This is a genomic window from Streptomyces sp. NPDC056128, from assembly GCF_042263835.1.
Classification (GTDB): Bacteria; Actinomycetota; Actinomycetes; order Streptomycetales; family Streptomycetaceae; genus Streptomyces.
Genome location: NZ_JBHJVQ010000021.1, coordinates 86,699 through 103,204, shown reverse-complemented (window position 1 = coordinate 103,204; position 16,506 = coordinate 86,699). Strand labels below are relative to the sequence as shown.

10 protein-coding genes are annotated in these 16,506 nt (G+C 69.5%); 7 read left to right on the top strand and 3 right to left on the bottom strand.

Features of this window, described 5'->3' with window-relative positions; all coding sequences use genetic code 11:
• Positions 1-516 carry a cupin domain-containing protein gene (locus ACFC1X_RS29290; RefSeq protein ID WP_376358998.1) on the top strand — a complete coding sequence of 172 codons (516 nt, stop codon included), beginning with the start codon at positions 1-3 and terminating at the stop codon, positions 514-516.
• Between the two features lie 88 nt (positions 517-604).
• On the opposite strand, the gene ACFC1X_RS29285 is transcribed toward ACFC1X_RS29290, so the two are convergent.
• Positions 605-1,831, bottom strand: coding sequence for a serine hydrolase domain-containing protein (locus ACFC1X_RS29285; protein ID WP_376358995.1), 1,227 nt, complete (start codon positions 1,829-1,831; stop codon positions 605-607).
• Positions 1,832-2,051: 220 nt separating this feature from the next.
• Here ACFC1X_RS29285 and ACFC1X_RS29280 point away from each other — a divergent pair, with 220 nt between their 5' ends.
• A complete protein-coding gene (locus ACFC1X_RS29280; RefSeq protein WP_376358992.1) occupies positions 2,052-2,828 on the top strand; it encodes a MerR family transcriptional regulator in 777 nt (258 codons plus the stop codon).
• A 34-nt stretch (positions 2,829-2,862) separates the two neighbouring features.
• Here ACFC1X_RS29280 and ACFC1X_RS29275 read toward each other — a convergent pair whose 3' ends face one another.
• Positions 2,863-3,816, bottom strand: coding sequence for a helix-turn-helix domain-containing protein (locus tag ACFC1X_RS29275; RefSeq protein WP_376358989.1), 954 nt, complete (start codon positions 3,814-3,816; stop codon positions 2,863-2,865).
• 93 nt (positions 3,817-3,909) lie between these two features.
• Between ACFC1X_RS29275 and ACFC1X_RS29270 the strand changes: the two genes are divergently transcribed.
• Positions 3,910-8,205 (top strand): S8 family serine peptidase, encoded by a 4,296-nt coding sequence (locus ACFC1X_RS29270; protein WP_376358986.1) that lies wholly within the window; start codon positions 3,910-3,912, stop codon positions 8,203-8,205.
• Between the two features lie 107 nt (positions 8,206-8,312).
• On the opposite strand, the gene ACFC1X_RS29265 is transcribed toward ACFC1X_RS29270, so the two are convergent.
• Entirely contained in the window at positions 8,313-8,960 is a 648-nt protein-coding gene (locus tag ACFC1X_RS29265) for a TetR/AcrR family transcriptional regulator (protein ID WP_376358984.1), read from the bottom strand.
• A gap of 97 nt (positions 8,961-9,057) precedes the next feature.
• Between ACFC1X_RS29265 and ACFC1X_RS29260 the strand changes: the two genes are divergently transcribed.
• From ACFC1X_RS29260 to ACFC1X_RS29245, 4 genes are all read left to right on the top strand, one after another.
• Positions 9,058-10,494: an aldehyde dehydrogenase family protein gene (locus ACFC1X_RS29260; protein ID WP_376358982.1), complete on the top strand. Its 1,437-nt coding sequence runs from the start codon at positions 9,058-9,060 to the stop codon at positions 10,492-10,494.
• 73 nt (positions 10,495-10,567) lie between these two features.
• Complete coding sequence (locus ACFC1X_RS29255; protein ID WP_376358979.1) at positions 10,568-11,917, top strand: flavin monoamine oxidase family protein; 1,350 nt, start codon at positions 10,568-10,570, stop codon at positions 11,915-11,917.
• 515 nt (positions 11,918-12,432) lie between these two features.
• Positions 12,433-14,052, top strand: a complete 1,620-nt coding sequence (locus ACFC1X_RS29250; protein WP_376358977.1) for a caspase family protein — start codon at positions 12,433-12,435, stop codon at positions 14,050-14,052.
• A gap of 684 nt (positions 14,053-14,736) precedes the next feature.
• A complete protein-coding gene (locus ACFC1X_RS29245) occupies positions 14,737-16,488 on the top strand; it encodes a ThuA domain-containing protein (protein ID WP_376358974.1) in 1,752 nt (583 codons plus the stop codon).
• The last annotated feature ends 18 nt before the right edge of the window (positions 16,489-16,506 follow it).

Genomic DNA, 16,506 nt, shown 5'->3' with positions numbered 1-16,506 from the left:
GTGACCGTGTCCTACCCCGACCCCCGCTACTTCGGTGAACACGGCGAGATCAACGCCGACTTCCGCCCCGCGACGGCCCCGCCCGACTTCGTCTCCCAGCCCGTCGCCACCGACGGCCCCAACGTCTCCCGGGGCACCGCCTACCACTACCTGTCCACCACCGTCTCCACCGGCGGGGAGTACGGCCTGTACCGGGTGGACATGGGTCCGGAGTTCGGCGGGCCCAGCACGCACTTCCACAAGGCCATGTCCGAGTCGTTCTTCATCCTGTCCGGCACCATGCGGCTCTTCGACGGGCGGCGCTGGATCGACGCCACCTCCGGCGACTACCTGTACGTGCCGGTCGGCGGGCTGCACGCCTTCCGTAACGAGTCCGGAGAACCCGCCTCCATGCTCATGCTCTTCGCCCCGGGCGCGCCCCGCGAGGACTACTTCGAAGGCGTCACCCGGCTCGACGGCCTCAGCGAAGAGGAGCGCGCGGAGTTCTTCGTGCGCCACGACAGCTTCTTCGTGTAGTCGCCCTCACCACCACCGCCACCCGACCGCATCGCCGCGCTGGGCGCCGTCATGTTGCTGGTCGGCAGCGCAATCGTCGAGTTCGGTGTCAGTCGATGGCCTGGTACACCGTGGTCCAGAAGTCGTTCATGGCACGCGGTGAATCCGGGGTGGACAGTCCGACTTGGGTGAGCAGGACCCCGGTGAGCTGATTGGCCGGATCCGCGTAGGCGGTGGTTCCGGTACCGCCGAACCAGCCGAACTGGCCGGCGGGCGCGTAGTCGCTGCGAACGGTGCGCACCGCCATCCCGAAGCCCCAGCCGCCGGTGGCTCCCTGGCCGGACGACAGGTGGGCGACGTTGCTGAACATGGTGTCCCGGGCGGCACGTTGCTCGGGAGACAGACGGTTGGTGGTCATCAGCTCGACGGCGGCCCGGGACAGGATCCGCTCACTCCCGTGCATCCCGTGGTTCAGCAGCATCTGAAAGTAGGCGTGGTAGTCGTCGGCGGTGGAGACCAGACCCCCGCCGGCGCCCTGGAACGCGGGAGGCGTACTGGACCGCCCCCCTGCCGCCTCGTCCCACACGACGAACTCGCCGGTCTGTGGGTCGGGCCCGTACAGGGGCGGCAGCCGGTCGATCTTGCCGGCGGGGACGTGGAAGGCGGTGTCCTTCATCCCCAGCGGGTCGAGGATGCGCTCGCGCAGGAACGTCTCCAACGACACCCCCGCGACCCTGGAGACGAGCACACCGACGACCTCGTTGCTGAGGTCGTACTGCCACCGCACTCCGGGCTGGTACTGCAGCGGCAGCTCGCCGAGGCGGCGCATCCACTCGTCCGGCTCCGGTGCCGGCGCGGACGCCACGCTGTAGTCGAGACGCTCGAAGGTCGCTGCCCTGATCGGGGACGCCATCGACTCGAAGTCCACTCCGAGCCCGAAGGTAGAGGTGAGCAGGTCCCGAACGGTGATCGGCCGCTGCGCGGGCACGGTGTCGTCCAGCGGTCCGTCGGGCCGCTGCAACACCTGCCGGTCGGCGAGTTCGGGCAGCCACGGATCCACCGGGTCGTCCAGCCGCAGCCGGCACTCGTCGAGCAGGACCATCGCCGCCGCCATCGTGACCGGCTTGGACGCGGACGCCATCCGGAAGATCGTGTCCCGGCGCATGGGCGCGCCACCGTCATGACGCATCGTCCCGATCGCTTCGACGTGCGTCTGGCCGCCGCGGCTGACCAGCGCGACCAGGCCGGGAATCTTCTTGGACTCGACATGCCCTGCCAGCACCTCGTGCAGTCGGCGCAGTCCACTGTCGGAGAAGCCGCTGGTGCTCGTCCCCATGATGAATCTCCCTGTTCAAAGTGTTGGTTGTCACGGCTGCCCTGGTGGCTTCCTGGCCCTTCGAGCTGCCCTGTGAAGAGCCTGCGGCCTTGACCCAAGGGCAAGGTCAACCCGATCCGGTGCGCGCTATCCTCGCCTCAGTGATCGTCCGGACTCCCGGCCGTCGCCGACGGGGTCCGCGGGACCGCGGCCGTCCACGATCTGGAGGTGTGCTGGGCCGATGGCAGACGGACTCACGATCGGTCAGGCGGCGGCATTCGTCGGTATCACGATCAAGACGGTGCGGCACTATCACCGGCTCGGCCTGGTCGACGAGCCGGATCGCGACGGGTCCGGCTACCGCCGTTACCGATCGAGCGAGCTGTTCCGGCTGGTCCAGGTCCGGACCCTGGCCGCATCCGGCGTGCCGCTGGCCGAGATCGGTGACCTGCTCGACGCCGATCCCAAGACGTTCGCCGCCACCCTGGACTCCATCCATCACCAGCTCACCGAACGGATCGAAGACCTGACCGCGCGCCGCGACAGGCTGCACCGTCTCGACCATGGCGACCGGGCCCTGCTGCCCGACCGGGCCTGCGCGGTCCTGGACCGGCTCGTCGAACTCGACTTCAGCCCCGACTATGTGGCAAGTCAACGCGAGGCTCTGGTGCTGGCCCGGGCGCTGGTCCCGGAGATCTTCGACAGCTTCCTGACCCGGCTTGAACACTCGCTGGACGATCCCGAGTCCGTCGATCTGGCCAAGCGCGGCTGGGACGCGAAGGCCTGGGATCCGGCCGACCCACGGATCGAGGAGCTGGCTTCCGCGCTGGCCGACAAGCTGCTGGCCGACCGCGCCCTGCTGGCGATCCCGACCGGGTTTCAGAACCAGCCGGACGCCGCCTCCCGGTACGCCATGGTCAACCACCACCGGGAAGACGAGTCACCGTCCATCGCCCGCTTGAACTCGCTGATCGAGGCGAAGCTGCGCGCCGCAGGCGTCACCGTGCCAAGTCGGTGACGGCCGCCCGGCAGAGCCGTCGCCGCACCGGTTGTCACAGCCACTGTCGTCGGGCTGCGATGACGCCGGCCTGGAAGCGGTTGGTGGCGCCCAGTTGCTGGTGCAGTCGGCTCATGCGGCGGCGCATGGTCCGTAGCGACCAGCCCAACTGCCGTGCTATCGCTTCGTCCTTGAGTCCGCTGACCAGGAGGGAGAGCAACATCCGGTCTTCTTCGGCCGGTTCGTCCGCCGCGCCGTCCTGGGCGTGCAGTGGTGTCGCTCGGTGCCAGCACTGCTGCCAGTAGTCGACGAGCGCGTCGAGCAGTGCGGAGGGGCGGATGACCGCCGCGCGTACGTCGGTCAGGTCCAGGGACAGTGGCATGAGGGCGGCGCGGCGGTCCACGAGGGCGAGTTTCACCCGTAGTCCGGGCAGTACCCGGGCTTGTTCGCCCTGGTCCACCAGGTGCTTGATGTCGTCGAGGACGCCGGGCCACTCCAGGGCCTCCGGGGCGTAGACGGCCCGGTAGACCACGCCTTTCTCCATGGCGGTCTTCTCCACCGGGTTGGCGGTGGTCAGGGCGTACGGCGGACGGTCAAGGGTGCAGACCTCGTCGCGCGCTTCCTGTTGCAGTCGCACGAACCAGCGGCCGAGGGCCTCGCTACCCTGCACGATCTCGACCTCGTCGGCGTCGCCGTGCTGGGCGGCTTCGAACAGGCGGGCCAGGTGGTTCGCGGCACTGCGCACGCGGTCGAGTTCGGCGTTCCGGGAGCGGATCAGGGCATCCACCGCGTGGTGGGGGTCGATGGCGGCGTAGCGCAGCCGGTGCCCGGAGAGGCGGCCGACCAGTCCGCGGTCGTGGAGCCGGCCAAGCGCACGGGCCACGCGTGCTGCTGAGGTGTCCAGTTGGGCGGCGAGTTCACCGGGGGCGGCCGCCTGGCGGGACAGAAGCGCTCGGTAGACGTCTTCGTCAAAGGCGTCGACACCGACGGCGGCGAGTTCGTGGGCCATGACCGCGATGGTGGCCCAAGGGTGCCAACGGCCGCAATGGGCCACCCCCAGGCCATTGTTCCCCGTCGGTACTTACGACTACTAATTCTGCACATGCCAAACTCCCCCCGAAGATCTGTCCACATAGGACTGACGGCGGCGGTGCTGGGCGGACTGCTCACCGCGGTCCCCGGCGCCGCGGCCGACGACGCCTCCGCGTCACGCTCCCCCGGCCGCCCGCAACGCGTCATCGTCGAACTCGACGGCGCCGGCGCCCTGGAGGCGGCTCCCGGCTCCGCCAGGAGTGCCAAGCCCGCCGATGTCGCCGCGGAACGCAAGGCCGTCTCCGACCAGCAGGGCGACTTCCTCACCGACGCGAAGAACGCCGGCGTCGAGGCCAAGTCCGTCCGCAAGCACGATCTGCTGCTGAACGCCGTCTCCATGACCGTCGATCCGTCCGATGCCGCGGCGCTCGCAAAGCTGCCGGGGGTGCGGTCCGTGACACCCGCCGGAGTATTCCGCGCCCAGGACGTGGACGCCCAAGAGGTCGTCGGAGTGCCGAAGGTGTGGGAACGGAAGGACCCCACCGGTACCAAGGCGACCGGCAAGGGAGTCACCGTCGCGGTCCTCGACTCCGGCGTCGACTACACCCATCCCGATCTCGGCGGCGGTTTCGGCGAAGGCCACAAGGTCGTCGGCGGATACGACTTCGTCAACGACGACGAGGACCCCATGGACGACCACAGCCACGGGACACATGTCGCGGGGATCGTCGCCGCCAAGGCGGCGGGCGAAGGCGGCGTCACCGGCGCCGCACCGGACGCCCAACTGCTGGCGTACAAGGTGCTCGGAGCCGACGGCAGCGGTGAGGACACGGACATCATCGCGGCGCTCGAAGCCGCGGTGGACCCGGCCAATCCGCACCGTGCCGACATCATCAACATGAGCCTGGGCAATCCGCTGGGCCACGGTGACGACCCGGTGGCCCGGGCCGCCGCCAAGGCCGTCGAGGCAGGCGCGCTCGTCTTCACCTCGGCCGGCAACACCGGACCCGGCTACTACAGCGTCGGCTCCCCGGCCGCCGCCCCCGGCGTGATCGCCGTCGGCGCGTCCACCAGCGGCATCCGCCAGCCCGTGGTCAAGGTCGACGGCGGCGAGCAGCTGATCGCCTACCGCGGCGGTCGCTCCGCCAACCCGCCCACCGAGCCGGTGACCGCACCGATGGTCAACCTCGGCCTGGGGGCTCCCGAGGACTGGGAGCGCGTGGGTGATGTCAAGGGCAAGGTGGTGCTGATCGCGATCCCGCCCGCGGTCGATCCGTACGATGTGTGGGCCGAGGAGCTGGCCATCTGGCGCGAGGCGGAGAAGCAGGGCGCGGTCGCGGTCATCGGAGGCGTCTCCACCAGCGGCGGTCCGGTCGCCATGAACGGGCGCACGCGCACCAACCCGCTCGACGAACAGCCGGAGGCGGAAGGCCGCCAGAGCGGCGAGCGCCGGGGCGAGTTCCTGGCCGGGGCGAACGCCGCAGCACCCACCGTGGCGCCCGCCGAGTCCGGCGACTCGCTTCGTATGGACAAGCTGCCGATCATCGGCGTCGGCATGGAGCAGGGCCGCCAGCTCGCCCAGCTCGCCGAGACCGGGGCCGAGCTCGTGGTCGGCAGCACCGACGCCACCGACCAGATGGCCTCGTTCTCCTCCCGCGGCCCCGACCGGGAACTCGACCTCAAGCCGGAGATCGTCGCACCCGGCGTGGAGATCCGCTCCACTGTGCCCGAGAGCATCGTGCCCGGTGGCGTGCTGCGTCAGTCCGGCACCTCCATGGCGTCCCCGCTGGCCGCGGGTTCCGCCGCCCTGCTGCACCAGCTCTACCCCCGGCGCACCCCGGCCCAGATCGGCGCGCAGCTCATCGGCTCGGTGGACCCGTTGAGCGGCCCCGACACGCAGGCTCAGGGCAGCGGCCGGCTGGACACCGCCGCGGCGGCCGCCACCGACCTGTCCGCCTCCCCGCCCACGGTGTCCTTCCGGCTGCCGCACATGGACGGCGAGAAGGTCGAGGGCACCCGTACGGTCACCGTGCACAACGCCGGCAACAAGGCGGTCACCGGCAAGGTGAGCGTCAGCGGTCCGGCCACCGTCTCGCCGAAGAAGGTCACCCTCCCGGCAGGCGGCACGGCGGAGATCCGGCTCACGGTCGAGCGGGAGCGGCCCGACATCACGGACGCGTCGTCGTCGTACCTGAGCGGCCGGGTCACCGTGACGCCCGACAAGGGCGGGAAGATCACCGTTCCGTATCTGATGGCGGCGCTCCCGCTGCGCGTGGACGCGGCCGTCGACCCGACCACGGACGGCGACACCACGGTCTACGTCTACTCGCCCACCAGCCTGAACACCGCGCCGAAGCTCAAGGTCGACCCGCCGCGCGGCCGGGACTTCACCGTCGCCACGCGGGCCACCAGCAACCCGTACTACTACCAGGCCGACCTGACCGGCCTGCGGGACGGCGTCCACACCATGACGGTGGACACCACCACCGCCGCGGGCATCCGCCAGCACGGTAGCGGCGCGTTCGAGGTCACCTCGAAGCAGGCGGGCGGCAAGAAGAAGTGGCAGCCCATCGGCCCCAACAGCACGGCAGGCACCACTCAGCTCGTGCCGGGCAAGCCCGGGCAGGCCGTCATGACGCAGGGCACCCGCGGCGGCGGCGCCTGGCTGACCACGGACAGCGGCAAGACCTGGCAGCCGATGCACAACACCCCGGTCAGCAACCTCAAGCGCGAACCGTCCCTGGTCATCGACCCGGACGACCCCGAGCACTGGTGGCAGGCCGTGCGCAGCGACCACCCGTCCGCGTTCCCGGCCGGCGGCGCACTCCTGGAGACCAAGGACCGCGGCAAGACCTGGCAGCGGATGAACGCCCCGCAACTGCCCTGGACCGAGCTGAGCGCCGATCCCGAGGCGAAGACACTGCTCGCCGAGGCGGCGACCGAGGACCGCTACGTCAGCACGGACCGCGGCACTTCATGGCAGCGGATCGACCTCGCCGAGCACGGAATCGAGGGCCGGGTCGCCGACACCCGCTTCGGGGGCGACGACCTGTACCTGTGGGCGGGCCAGGTGATCTGGGTGATCCGCGACTTCGCCACCGGGCATGACGCGCAGGCGGAGAAGGTGTTCGAGGGCAAGACCGGCGAGACCCACCTCGGCGGGTTCGACGTCGACGGCGAGCTCCTCGCGATCAAGGCCCAGGGCAAGAAGAACGGCCTGTGGATCAGCCGGGACGGCGGGCGCACGGTCGAGAAGTCCAGCCGCAGCTTCAGCGGGCTCTTCGACGTCCAGGGCGGCGGGATCTACCACGACGACCTGTCCGGCACCGGCGCAGTCAGCCGCGACGGCGGCCGCACGTGGACGGAGACCGAGCAGCCGGTACAGGGCACGGTCGTCACCGACTACGACCGCTGGAGCGACGGCTCTTACACCATCGGAGACGTCACCGGTCTCTACCGCTCCACCGACGACGGCGGCTACCGGCGCCTCGGCGTGCAGGGCGGCAGCGTGCCCGAGCTGACCGCCGCGGGCGACGTCCTGCTCGCCGGCGAATACCGCACCGACCTGCCCGTCCGCAGCCCCGAATGGGACGCGCGGGGCGAGGGCACGATCGGCGGGTCGATCACCGGTCTGGTCGCGCCGCTCAAGGACCCGAAGCAGGTGTGGCGGGTGCGCGGCGACCTCATGGGCAGCCACGTCGAGAAGTCCTCGGACGCCGGCCGCACCTGGCAGGAGATCAGTGCCCTGGAAGGCGGAGCCACCTCCTTCCTCGTCGACCCGGCCGACCCCGACCGCATGGTCGTCTCGTACGCGCGGCAGGACGGCGCTGGAGTCCACAGCACCACCGACGGCGGAAAGACCTGGAAGACGGTCCCGCACGGCCGCTCCTACCAAGAGATGGTCGTCGACCCGAACGTCAAGGGCCGTATCTGGCTCGCCGGCTACTGGGGTCTTGCCTACTCGGACGACATGGGCGTCACCGTGACCCAGGTCGCCGACTACGAGGTCGACTCCATCGTGTTCCGCGGCAAGAAGATGATCACCGGCGGTACGGCCATCCGCCACAGCACGGACGGCGGCAAGACCTTCACCAAGGCGGACACCGGTGACCTGCGCATCCAGGTCTCGGACCTCCTCGCCGTCGACGGCACCCTCTACGCGGGCACCACGACACGCTGGAGGGACTTCACGCCCCACGCGGGACGCGGCGTACTGCGCTCGACGGACGGCGGACGCTCCTGGGAGAACATCTCCCGCTCCATGCCGAACAAGGACGTCCTGAGCCTGGCCGCCACCCGGGACGGCGACGACCTGTTCGTCGGCACCGAGCAGGGAGGTGTGTACCGCCTGGAACTCGACCGCTGATCGCGGGGACGCGGACACGAACCGGGACGGCCGTCACGGCAGCCGTCCCGGTTCGCATGGTGAGCTCGCCGCGTCTCTTTCCTAGAGGCGCTCGCCCGGTTGCCCGATCAGGCTGCCGTGACTGAAGCGCCCGCGCGGGCGAGCACGGAGAGGAGCAGCTGAAGTTCGACCTCGGCAAGGTCGACGGGGTCGGCCCCCGGCCCCTCGTCCGTGTTCGTCGGCGCGAAGAAAACCGAGCGGGCCAGAGTCGATCCGATCACTACCAGCGTCAGGACGTCCACCTGTGCGGTGTCGATGGCCTCGTGCAGTTCCTCACGGTGGAGAGCCTGGGAGATGAGGGCTTCAAGCTGTTCGCGGACCGCCAGGTAGACGTCGTCGTGGAGGATCTGCCGCAGCTCCGGGTCGTGTGCAGCGTGGCCCATGAGCGAGAGAAGTGCGGGGCCGGTCGCGGATTCCAGGATCCGCCGCTTGCGCGCAAGGAGTTCGCGGACGTCGCTTTCGAGGCGGCCGGTGTCAATGCCGCTCAGTTCGGTGAGGGCGATGTGCCGTGCTACGGCTCCGGCGAGGGCCTGCTTGGAGGGCCAGCGGCGGTAGAGGGACGCGGTGGAGGCGCCGGCGCGGCGGGCGACGGCTGTGGTGGTGAACGCGGCCCATCCCGATTCGCTCAGGACCTCGATCGCCGCTTCGATCAGCGCCGTGTCGACGCGCGGGTCCTTCGGCCGCCCCTGCGGCACGGTGTCGGGCTTCGTCGTCATACCCGGGTTCTCTCCTGTCGTGGACGTGTGTGCACGTGCTCAGTCTAACCAGGGAGAAACGAAAAGGATCCGTTTCGTAATGAGGTACGGTGGCCCCATGCCCACGTCGACCTCCGAGAGCCTGTCCGGGATCCCTGCGGCCGTGTCCGACACGCGCAGCCTCTTCGATGCCGGTGCGACCCGCCCCCTGTCCGCACGCGCCGCCCGCCTCAAGGCGCTCCGCGCGATGCTCACCGAGAACCAGACCGACCTCGAGTCCGCCTTGTGGAGCGACCTGCACAAGAGCGCGGGTGAAGCGCAGTTGACTGAGATCAGCGTGGTCCTGGCGGAGATCAACCACACACTGCGCCACCTGCGCAGGTGGGCCCGGCCCAGGCGTGGTCCGGTGCCGCCCGCGCTGTGGCCCGCGCGGGCCCGGCTGGTGCCCGAGCCGCTCGGTGTGGTGCTGGTGATTGCCCCATGGAACTATCCGGTGCAGCTCCTGCTCGACCCGCTGGTCGGCGTGCTCGCTGCGGGGAACACGGCCGTCCTCAAGCCGAGCGAGCTCGCACCGGCGACCTCGGCGCTCATCGCACGACTCGTGCCCCGCTACTTCCCCGACGGCGCCGTTCGCGCCGTTGAGGGAGGCGTCCCGGAGACCACCGAACTCCTGGCCCAGCGGTTCGACCACATCGTCTTCACCGGCAGCGGAACGGTGGGCCGGATCGTGATGCGTGCCGCGGCCGAGCACCTGACGCCGGTGACGCTGGAGCTGGGCGGCAAATCGCCGGTCTGGTTCGACGACGACGCCAATCTGCACCAGGCGGCGCGGCGCCTGGCCTGGGCCAAGTACACCAACGCAGGCCAGACGTGTGTCGCCCCCGACTACGTGATGACCACCCCCGACCGCGTTCCGGCGCTCGTGGACGCGCTCAAGTCCGCGATCGCGGACATGTGGGGCACCGATCCCCGGGCCGGCCGGGACTACGGCCGCATCGTCGACGAGCGGCAGTTCGACCGCATCGTCTCCCTGCTGGATGACGTTGACGTGGTCATCGGCGGCGAGCACGACCGGGCGGAACGCTACATCGCGCCTACGGTCGTCACCGTCCCCGCAGCCGGAGGTCGTACCGCCGTCGGGCAGGAAGCGGCTCACCCGGTACTGCGGGAGGAGATCTTCGGCCCGGTCCTGCCCATCGTCGCGGTCGAGTCGGCCCGGCAGGCGGTCGAGGTCGTCAACGGCTGGGACAAGCCGCTCGCCCTGTACGTCTTCACTCCCTCCGCCCGCACCCGTCGCCTGTTCGAGCAGAACACCTCCTCCGGCGCGGTGGTCCACGACGCGGGGCTGATCCATGTCGCCGCGACCGGACTGCCGTTCGGCGGAGTCGGCGCCAGCGGTATGGGTGCCTACCACGGCGCCCACTCCTGGCGCGCCTTCTCCCACCTCAAGCCCGTCCTGCGCAAGCCGCTCAGGCCGGACACACTGCGCCTGGCGCAACCGGCCTTCACCGACCTCGGACTGCGCTTCGTCAAGCGACTGATGCGACACGGCTGAGTCAATCGTTCCTGTACGCCATCGAGAACCGACCCTCGTTGACCGACCCTCTTTCGAGCAAGGAGACAGACGCATGCCGAACCGGGAGCCGATCCAGACAGCAGGGCGTGCTGCCGCGCGGGATGCGACGGTGGTCGTGGTGGGCGCCGGGCTGTCCGGACTGACCGCCGCCCGCGATCTGCACCGTCGGGGCATCGGCGTGATCGTGCTGGAGGCCGCCGACCGAATCGGCGGACGCGCCATGGCCGAGACGACGGAGCTGGGTTCCCGGATCGATCTCGGCGGGCAGTGGATCGGCCACGATCACCATCGGGTCATGGCCCTGGCCACCGAGATGGGTGCGACCCAGTACCCGATGCACACGGGAACTCTGCCCCAGGTAATCGACCAGGGCCGCAAACTCTCGACGGCGGACCCGGCCGTGCTACCGGCAGTGCTGGCCCTGGCCGGCCTCGAGGTGCTCACCCGGACCGGAACCCCCCACCGGTGGAACGACTCGACGATCGACGCCTGGCTGCGCCACGTACCCGGACGCACCTCGCGCAGACTGCTGGAAGTGATCGCGTCGATCTCGTGGACGGCCGACCTCGACCGGTACTCCGTACACGCGATGACCCAGATGCTCCGGCAGCAGGGCGGCCTGCGGACCGTCCTGTCCACCAGGGGCGGGGCCCAGGACTCCCTCCTCGCTGAGGGCGTGGGGACGCTCACCGACCGCCTGGCCGCCGACCTCGGCCCGCGCGTGCACACCGGACACCAGGTCACCTCGATCATCCGGGACGACGCGGGCGCCACCGTGCAGACCGCGTCCGGCGCCTTCCGGGCGGCGAAGGTCATCATCACCGCACCGCCACCGGTTGCCGCGCGCATCCAGCACACCCCGACCCTGCCGGCCATCCGGACGGCACTGGAGACCAACACCTACATGGGCTCCGTGTACAAGGCCATCGCCGTCTTCGAACGACCGTTCTGGCGGGACCGCGGGCGGGCCGAGTTCATGATCCTCGACTCCCCCGGCCGGGCGGTGTTCGACACCACCGCGCCAGACGGCCCCGGTCACCTGTGCACGCTCGTGGCCGGCCCCGAGGCCCGCGCGCTGGACGACATGGATACCGACGCCCGCCGCCAAGCGCTGCTCGGCCCCTTGGCCCCGCACCTCGGACCCGACGTCGCCAAACCCGCGGGCTGGCACGAGAAGGCGTGGCACCTCGACGAACACGCGGGCGGCGGATACATCATGCTGCCGCAACCCGGCACCACCGAAGGAATCATCCCCGTGCCTCACACGCCGATCGGCAACATCCACTGGGCCGGCTCGGAAACGGCCAGTGAGCATGCGGGATACCTGGAAGGCGCCATCGAATCAGGCCGGCGTGCCGCCCGGGAGGTCGCCGACGCACTGCCACGGTCCGAGACGCCCTGACAGCGAGAGCAGGGCACAGACCTCGGACCACGGCGGGCGCCGGCTTCCTGAAAACTCCCCGCGGAGCCGTTCCATTCACGACACTGGAGCCATGTCGTGGAACAGCGGTTCCGTGGCCGACAGGGGGCGCATCATGAACGTTCTGCTGGGCTTGACGCCTGACGGCGCGGCGGACGCGGAGGAGAGCGAGCAGCTGACGATCCGACTTCGCGCCGAGTTGCGCGGGCTCGCTATCGACACGCTACATACGCTTGCTGACGGTGCCCCGCCCGAGGGCGCCAAGGCGGTCGATCCGGTTACTGCGGGCGCCGTCGTCCTGGCACTGAGCGCTCCCAGTGGGTCCTCACCTCGCTGGTCGGGTTGTTGCAGGACTGGCTCGGCCGGCAGTCTGCTCGACACCGTGTCTCGCTCACCATTGACGGTGACACGTTGGAGCTGGAACGGGCGACCCCCGAGGAACGACGGCAACTGATCGCAGCATTCGTGCACCGTCACGGAGCGGGTGGGCAGTAGTCGTGGGCCGGCGGCTAGCCCTGCTGATCGCTACGTATACGTACGAGGACCAAGAACTGCGGCAGCTGACCGCGCCTGGCCACGACGCGGAGGCACTGGCCGACGTACTACGCGCGCCAGACATCGCCGGGTTCGATGTCACCACACTGATCAACGAACCGCATGACCGGGTGGGCGCCACACTCGGCGAGTTCTTACGCGACCGCCGCCACGACGACCTCACCCTGCTGTACTTCACGGGGCACGGGCTGAAGGACAACGAGGGCCGGCTCCACTTCGCCATGGCCGACACCCGCCGCACCAACCTCATGTTCACCTCACTGTCCGCGGAGCAGATCGACCGAGCGATGAGCGAGTGCGCGTCGCGGCAACAGGTGCTGATCCTCGATTGCTGCTACAGCGGTGCCTTCCCTGCCGGCATGCTCGCCAAAGGCGACACCGACGTCCACACGCTGGAGCGGTTCAAAGGCCGCGGCCGTACCGTGCTGACCGCGTCCGACGCCGCCCAGTACTCCTTCGAGGGCGACCGACGACACGGCAGCGCGCCCCGGTCGGTCTTCACCGGACACCTGGTGCAAGGGCTGCGCGACGGCAGTGCCGATCTCGACGGCGACGGCGACATCACTCTCGACGAGCTGTACTCCTATGTCCACGACAAGGTCGTCACGGAGATGCCGCAGCAGCAGCCCAAGAAGCAGGAGAACGTAGCGGGCCGCATTGTCATCGCCAGAAACGTCAACTGGGCGCTGCCTGAACACCTTCAGCACGCCCTCCGCAGCCCGCTCGCGACGGATCGGCTCGGCGGCGTGCGGCAACTCTCTCACCTGTACCGCATGGGGCACGAGACGGTCCGAGCACACGCGGCGGAACAACTCAGGCTGCTCATGGACGACGACAGCCGCAGCGTGTCCGCCGCGGCAGCCTCCATAGAAGAAGTCGGCGACAGCCCTCCCACGAGCGGTGCCGGGCTGGCAGACATTGACAACCTGCTCGACCAAGCGGCTGAAGAGCGTGACGCAGGCGCGCTCGAACAAGCCGAAGACCACTACCGGTCGGCTCTCGACCTGGCCATACAGCACCGCGCCCGGCGCAAGGAAGGCTGGGCTTGGGACGGCCTCGGCTCATGTCGCTGGCGAGATCGTGACCCCGAGATGGCGCTGAAGTTCTTCATCCGGGCCGATCGTCTCGCCGACGAGACAGACGACGCACACCTAAAGGCGTGGAGCCTTTACAACTTTGGCGTATACCGGCATGCACGTCGTGAACTGTCGGCGGCCAAGAACTTCTTCGAACAGGCCCTGGCAGTGGCGGAGACCCATCGGTGCCCCGCGGCCGCGGGCTGGACGCACCACATGATGGCCGAGTTGGCACACGCCGAGGGAGACGTCAGCCAGGAGCGGGAGCACTACGCGGCCGCTGTGCGCTTCGGCTTGGCTTCCCACGACGACGTTCTGGCAGGCTGGAGCCTCATTCATGCCGCCAGGTGCGGGGAACGCTCCGGGGATTTCACACAGGCGGGCGAGCACTACGCGCGCGCTTTGGAGATCGGCGCCCGAATCCACCACAGTGACATGGTTCAGGACGCCGAGGTGGGACTCGCGCGGATCACCGATTCACATTGACCCCGTGAGCATCTCGCACGGAGGGCGACGGTGAGACGTGTGGCTCTCCCGCCGAAGAGGCCCGCTCTCGAACGCCTTCAGAGGCCGCTTTGTCCCGATCAAGGGAAAAGTAGCCGTGTTTCGTGCTGAAGGTCTTACGCACTCACCCGATGACCGCTAGCTTCATTGTTGCGGCCATGTCATGACTCATGGCAGCCCGCACATCGGCGCGACGGCGCGCGCCAGTACTCCCAACACATGCCACCTGACGGGCATGCATGCCTCAACCCCTCACAGCTTCGGGAGACACCTGTGCGCACGAAACGACCCCTTCTCGGCCCCGGCAGCGCCCACAGCCGGCAACGCGATCGCTTCTGGCCGTCGGCGTCCACGGATACTCCCACGTCGTGCATCTCCCATCGCGGCACCGCATGCCCGGACTTCGAGGCCTGACGATGGGAACTCACGGTCCCGTCCCGCGCCCAATCTCCGCGATGTGAGCTTCGCCGGGGCAACTCGCCCGCCCATCATCCCGTTCGGAATGCCCGGGCGACTCGCCCCAGCATGCCCGCTGAACCCCGCACTGCCCTCGTCCGCGGTGCGACGGGACCGGTGTCCGACACGCCATCCGACGGCACCTCCCGCACCTCCCGGACCTCGCAACTCCGCAATCCGTCCCCTCTCAATGAAGGAGATGACGCCGTCTTGCACAGAAAACTGATCGGTACCCTCGCCCTGATCGCGGCGGCAGCGCTGAGTGCCACGCCGTACGCCGCGGCAGCGCCCGAGAGACCGTCCCCACCGTCGGCGCCCGCCGCTCAGGCGGCACAGCCAGCCGCCGACCCCCACTACGAGGTCCTGGTCTTCTCCAAGACGGCCGGGTTCCGCCACTCGTCGATCGACGACGGACTGGCGGCCCTGCGCGAACTGGGAACGGCCAACAACTTCACCGTCGACGCCACCGAGGACGCGGGAGATTTCACGACCGCCGGGCTGGCGCCCTACGAGGCGGTGGTCTTCCTCTCGACCACGGGTGACGTGCTGAACGACGCCCAGCAGACGGCCTTCGAGCAGTACATCAGCAACGGCGGCGGCTACGTCGGCGTGCACGCGGCGGCGGACACCGAGTACGACTGGCCGTTCTACGAGGGGCTGGCGGGCGCCCTCTTCCAGTCCCATCCCGCCGTCCAGTCCGCCACCGTCCAGGTCGAGGACCGGGCCCACGACGCCACCGCCCACCTCGACCGGACCTGGCAGCGCACCGACGAGTGGTACAACTACCGCACCAACCCGCGCGCCTCCGCCCGCGTCCTGGCCTCGCTGGACGAGTCGAGCTACTCCGGCGGTTCCATGTCCGGCGACCATCCGATCGCCTGGTGCAAGGACTACGAAGGCGGCCGCGCCTTCTACACCGGTGGCGGCCACACCGACGAGTCCTACGGAGAGGCCGAGTTCCGCCGCCACCTGCTGGGCGGTGTCCGGTGGGCCGCCGGCATGACCGAGTCGGACTGCCGCCCGGAGACCGGCTACACCAGCCTCTTCGACGGCTCCGGCACCAACGGATGGAGTCAGGCGGGCCCCGGCGGTTTCACACTCGCCGACGACTCGCTGACGTCGTACGGCGGCCTCGGCATGATGTGGTACACCGCCAAGGAGTTCACCGGCGACTACTCCGTGAAGCTGGACTGGAAGATGGACGACGACTCCAACTCCGGTGTCTTCCTCGGCTTTCCCGCCTCCAACGACCCCTGGTCCGCGGTCAACAACGGCTACGAGATTCAGATCGACGCCACCGACTCCCCGGACCGCACCACGGGCTCCGTGTACGGGTTCCAGGCGGCGGACATCGCCGCGCGGGACGCCGCGCTCAACCCGCCCGGCGAGTGGAACACCTACGAACTCCGGGTCACCGGCGAACGGCTGGAGATCTTCCTCAACGGCCGCAAGATCAACGACTTCACCAACACCGACCCCGCCCGCAGCCTCCGCCAGGGACACATCGGCATCCAGAACCACGGTGACGGCGACAGGGTGTCGTTCCGCAACATCCGGGCCAAGGTACTGAACGCCGGGCCGTCCGCGGGTGAGGTGAAGGGCGTGAACGGCAAGTGCCTGGACGTCGACAACTCGCAGACCGCGGACGGCACGAAGGTCCAGTTGTGGACGTGCAACGGCACGGCCGCGCAGAAGTGGACGGTGCAGGGAGACGGCACGGTGAAGGCCCTGGGCAAGTGCCTGGACGTCTCCGGCGGTGGCAGCGCGGATGGTACGCGCGTCCAGCTCTGGACCTGCAACGGTACGGGCGCGCAGTCCTGGCAGCCGCAGGCCGACGGCACGGTCCGCAATCCGCAGTCCGGCAAGTGCCTCGACGCCTCCGGCGGAGCCTGGAACGACGGAACCCCGGTCCACCTGTGGACCTGCCACACCGGCCCCAACCAGAAATGGGCCCTGCCCTGACGGACCCGTCCCCGACGG